1 protein-coding gene is annotated in these 4,349 nt (G+C 80.0%); it reads right to left on the reverse strand.

The window, feature by feature from the left end; genetic code table 11:
- Window positions 1-4,349: SDR family NAD(P)-dependent oxidoreductase (locus ACFQ11_RS37185; RefSeq protein ID WP_378307577.1), on the reverse strand; the 4,349-nt coding region annotated here is incomplete at both ends.

Consider the following 4,349-nt stretch of genomic DNA (forward strand, 5'->3'; position numbering starts at 1 on the left):
GCCGCGCGACCAGGCCGCGCAGGGGCGGCGCGACCGCCTCCGGGTCGGGCGCCGCGGCCGGGCGCATCGGCACCAGGACGGCCTCGTCCCGCGCCAGGGCGGCGTCGAGCAGCGCCACCCCGTCCGCGGTGCGCAGCGGCGCCACGCCGAGCCGCCCCATCCGGGCGAGGTCGGCGCCGGTCAGGTGGGCGGTCATCCCGCCAGGCAGTTCCCACAGGCCCCACGCCAGCGACGTCGCGGGCAGGCCGAGGGACGCGCGGCGCACCGCCAGGGCGTCCAGGCACGCGTTCGCCGCGGCGTAGTTGGCCTGGGCGGGGAACCCGGCCAGGCCCGCGACCGAGGAGAAGAGCACGAAGAACGCGAGGTCGGCGTCCCGGGTCAGCTCGTCCAGGTGCCGGGCCGCGTCCGCCTTGGGGCGCATGACCGCGTCGAGCCGGTCGCGGTCCAGGGCGCCGACGACGCCGTCGTCGGTGACGCCCGCCGCGTGCACGACGCCGGTGAGCGGGGCGTCGGCGGGCACGGCGGCGAGCAGCCCGGCCAGCGCGTCCCGGTCGGCGACGTCGCAGGCCGCGACGGTCACGCGGGCGCCCAGGCCGGTGAGCTCCGCCGCCAGGTCGTCCGCGCCCGGGGCGGCGGCCCCGCGCCGGCTCGCCAGCAGCAGGTTCCGCGCGCCGTGCGCGGTGACCAGGTGCCGGGCCGTCTCGGCGCCGAGCCCGCCGGTGCCCCCGGTGATCAGCACGGTCCCGCCGGGGTCGAGGGCCCGCGGGACGGTCAGCACGACCTTCCCCACGTGCCCGGCGCGGGCGAGGAGGCGGAAGGCGTCCGGGGCGCGGCGCACGTCCGTCACCCGGACGGGCGGTCGCCGCAGCGCCCCGCGCGCCAGCAGGTCGAGGACCTCCTTGAGCTGCTCCTGCAGCCGCCCCGGGTCGCCCTCGGGGGCGGCGGCGTCGGCGAGCCGCGTCAGATCGAACCACCGGTAGGTCACCCCGGCGGCGGCGAGCGGGCCGGGGTCGCGCAGGTCGAGCTTGCCCAGCTCGACGAACCGGCCGCCGCGCGGCAGCAGGTCGAGGCTCGCGTCCACCGGGTCGCCGGTCAGCGAGTTGAGCACCACGTCGACGCCGCGGCCGCCGGTGACCGCGAGGAACCGGTCGCGGAACCCGACGGTCCGCGAAGAGGCGATGTGGTCGTCGTCCAGGCCGAGGTCCCGCAGCACGCCCCACTTCGCGGGCGACGCGGTGGCGAACACCTCGGCCCCCAGGTGGCGGGCGAGCTCCACGGCCGCCATCCCGACGCCGCCCGCGCCGGCGTGCACGAGGACCGCGTCGCCGGGCCGGACGGCGGCGAGGTCCACCAGGCCGTGGTAGGCGGTGAGGAACACGGTCGCCACCGACGCCGCCTCGGCGAACGTCCACCCCTCGGGGATCGGCGCGAGCGAGGTGCGGTCGGCGACCGCGACCGGTCCGAACGAGCCGGGGAACAGTCCCAGCACGCGGTCGCCCGGGCGCAGGTCCGCGACGTCCGGGGCGGTCTCGACGACCACGCCCGCCCCTTCGACGCCGAGGGCGGCGGCGGCGTCGGGGTGCGTGCCGAGCGCGAGCATCACGTCCCGGAAGTTCAGGCCCGCCGCCCGCACGGCGAGGCGGACCTGGCCCGCGCCGAGCGGGCGTCCCGCTTCGGGGCAGGGACGCAGGTGCAGGTCTGCCATCGTGCCGCCGGGGGTGCGGTCGAGCCGCCACGGCCCCCCGGGCGGCGGTTCCAGAGCGGGCGGCTCCGGCCGGGTCAGCCGCGGGACGAGGACGCGCCCGTCCCGGAGGGCGAGCTGCGGTTCCCCGGTCGCCGCGAGCGCGGCGACGTCGGCCGCGGACGGCTCCGGCCCGGCCGGGTCCAGGTCGAGCAGGACCAGGGCGCCGGGCCGCTCGGTCTGCGCCGACCGCACGAGCCCCCACACGGCCGCGCCCGCGGGGTCGGGGACGGCGACGTCGTGGGCGGCTCCCCGGGTCGTCACCACCAGCCGGGCGCCGTCGGGCCGGTCGGCGTCCAGCCAGTCGCGAACCGCCGCCAGCACGCGCCCCGTCTCGGCCCGGACGTCCGCCGGGTCCGGGTCCGGCGGGGCCGCGGCGACCGGCAGCACCGTGACGTCGGGCGCCGCGCCGTCCGCGCCGGCGCCGGGCAGGGCCGCGTCCTCCCAGTCCGGGGCGAACAGCGCGCCGTCCGCGGGTGCGGGGCTCCGCGCGGGCAGCCGGTCCAGCGGGACGGGACGGAACCGCAGCGAGCCGACCGACACCGCCGGGGCGCCCGTGCCGTCGACGGCCGCGATGGACACCGTGTCCGGGCCGGTGGAGGTCACCCGCACCCGCAGGGTGGACGGCCCGGCGACGTGCAGGCGCACGTCCGTCCAGGCGAACGGCAGGATCGGCTCCGCCGGGCCGTCCGCGGCGAGCAGCGCCGCGTGCAGCGCGGCGTCGAGCAGCGCCGGATGCGTCCCGAAGCCGGGCGCGGCCTCCCGCTGGTCCGCGGACGGCTCGATCTCGGCGAACATGACCGTGCCCGCGTCGCCGTCCCGGCGCCACAGCCGCCGCAGGCAGGCGAACGCCGGGCCGTACCGGTAACCGCGGTCGGCGAGCCGCCGGTAGCCGTCCGCCACGTCGACCGGTTCCGCGTCCGGCGGCGGCCACGCGGCGGCGAGCTCCGCGGAGAACCCTTCGCCGGGCGCGGCCTGGCCGGGCGCGAGCGTGCCGGTCGCGTGCCGGGTCCACCCGTCCCCGCCGGGGGACGGGGCCGAGTGGATCGTGACGGCGCGCCGGTCCGGGCCGTCGCCGCCGGGCGGTTCCACCCGCACCTGGAGCCGGACGGCGCCCTCGTCGGGCAGCGCCAGCGGCGCCTCCAGGGTCAGCTCCTCGAGCGTGCCGAGCCCCGCCTCGTCTCCGGCGCGCAGCGCGAGCTCGACGAGCGCGGTGCCCGGCAGGAGGGGCGTGCCGGCCACCGCGTGGTCGGCGAGCCAGGGGTGCGCGGCCAGGCTCAGCACGCCGGTCAGGACCGCGCCGCCGTCCGGGGACGGCAGCGCCGCGCCCAGCAGCGGATGGTCGGCGGGCGCCAGCCCGAGTCCGGCGGCGTCGCCGGACGCGGCCCGGGGCGCGAGCCAGTACCGTTCCCGCTGGAACGGATACGTGGGCAGCTCGACCGGGGGCGCGGAGTCCGCGCCCGCCGCCGCGAGCACGGTCCCCCAGTCCACCGCGACGCCGCCCGCCCACGCCTCCGCGAGGGAGGTGAGGAAGCGCCGCGGGCCGCCGTCGTCGCGGCGCACCGACCCGACCACGAGCGCGCGGCGGCCGGCGTCGTCCACCGTGTCGCGGACCGCTCCGGTGAGCACCGGGTGCGGGCTCACCTCGACGAACGCGTCGTGGCCCGCCTCCGCCAGGGCGCGCACGGCGCCCTCGAAGCGCACGGGCTCGCGCAGGTTCCGCACCCAGTAGGGGGCGTCGAGGTCGGCACCGTCCGCCCAGTCGCCGGTGACGGTCGACAGCAGGCCGACGTCGCCCGTACGGGCGGCGACCGGCCCCAGCTCGCCGACGAGCTCCCCGGCGATCCGCTCGACGTGCGCGGAGTGGGAGGCGTAGTCCACCGCGATCGGCCGCGTCCGGACGCCGTCCGCCGCGCAGGACTCCGCCAGCTCGTCGAGGGCCGCCGGGTCGCCGGCGACGACGACGGCCGCCGGGCCGTTCAGCGCGGCGACCGACAGGCGGCCGTTCCAGCGGCGGACGCGCTCGTCCGCGCGCCCGGCGGGCAGCGCGACCGACAGCATCCCGCCCGTCCCGGCCAGCCGCTGCGCGACGAGCCGGCTGCGCACGGCCGCGATCCGCATCGCGTCGTCCAGCGGGAGCGCCCCGGCGACGTGCGCCGCCGCGATCTCGCCCTGCGAATGCCCGACGACCGCGTCCGGCTCGACGCCGTGCGCCCGCCACGTCCCGGCCAGCGCGACCATCATCGCCAGCAGCGCGGGCTGGACGACGTCGACGCGGTCCAGCGGCGGCGCGTCCGGGGCGCCGCGCAGCACGCCGGTGAGCGACCAGTCCACCAGCGGTTCGAGGGCGCGCTCGCAGTCGCCGACGATGCGGGCGAACTCCGGCGACCAGGCCAGCAGGTCCGCCGCCATCCCGGCCCACTGCCCGCCCTGGCCGGGGAACACGAAGACCGTGCCGCCCGACGCGGCCGGCCCGCCCGTCACCGTCTCCGGTCCGGGCTCGCCCGCGGCCAGCCGGGCGAGCGCGGCCGCCAGGTCGCCGTCGTCCGCGCCGAGCACCGCCGCCCGCCGGTCGAACGCCGGACGGGCGCGCGCGAGGGACACCGCG

This window comes from Actinomadura sediminis (assembly GCF_042675525.1).
In the GTDB taxonomy this organism is placed as follows: Bacteria; Actinomycetota; Actinomycetes; order Streptosporangiales; family Streptosporangiaceae; genus Spirillospora; species Spirillospora sediminis.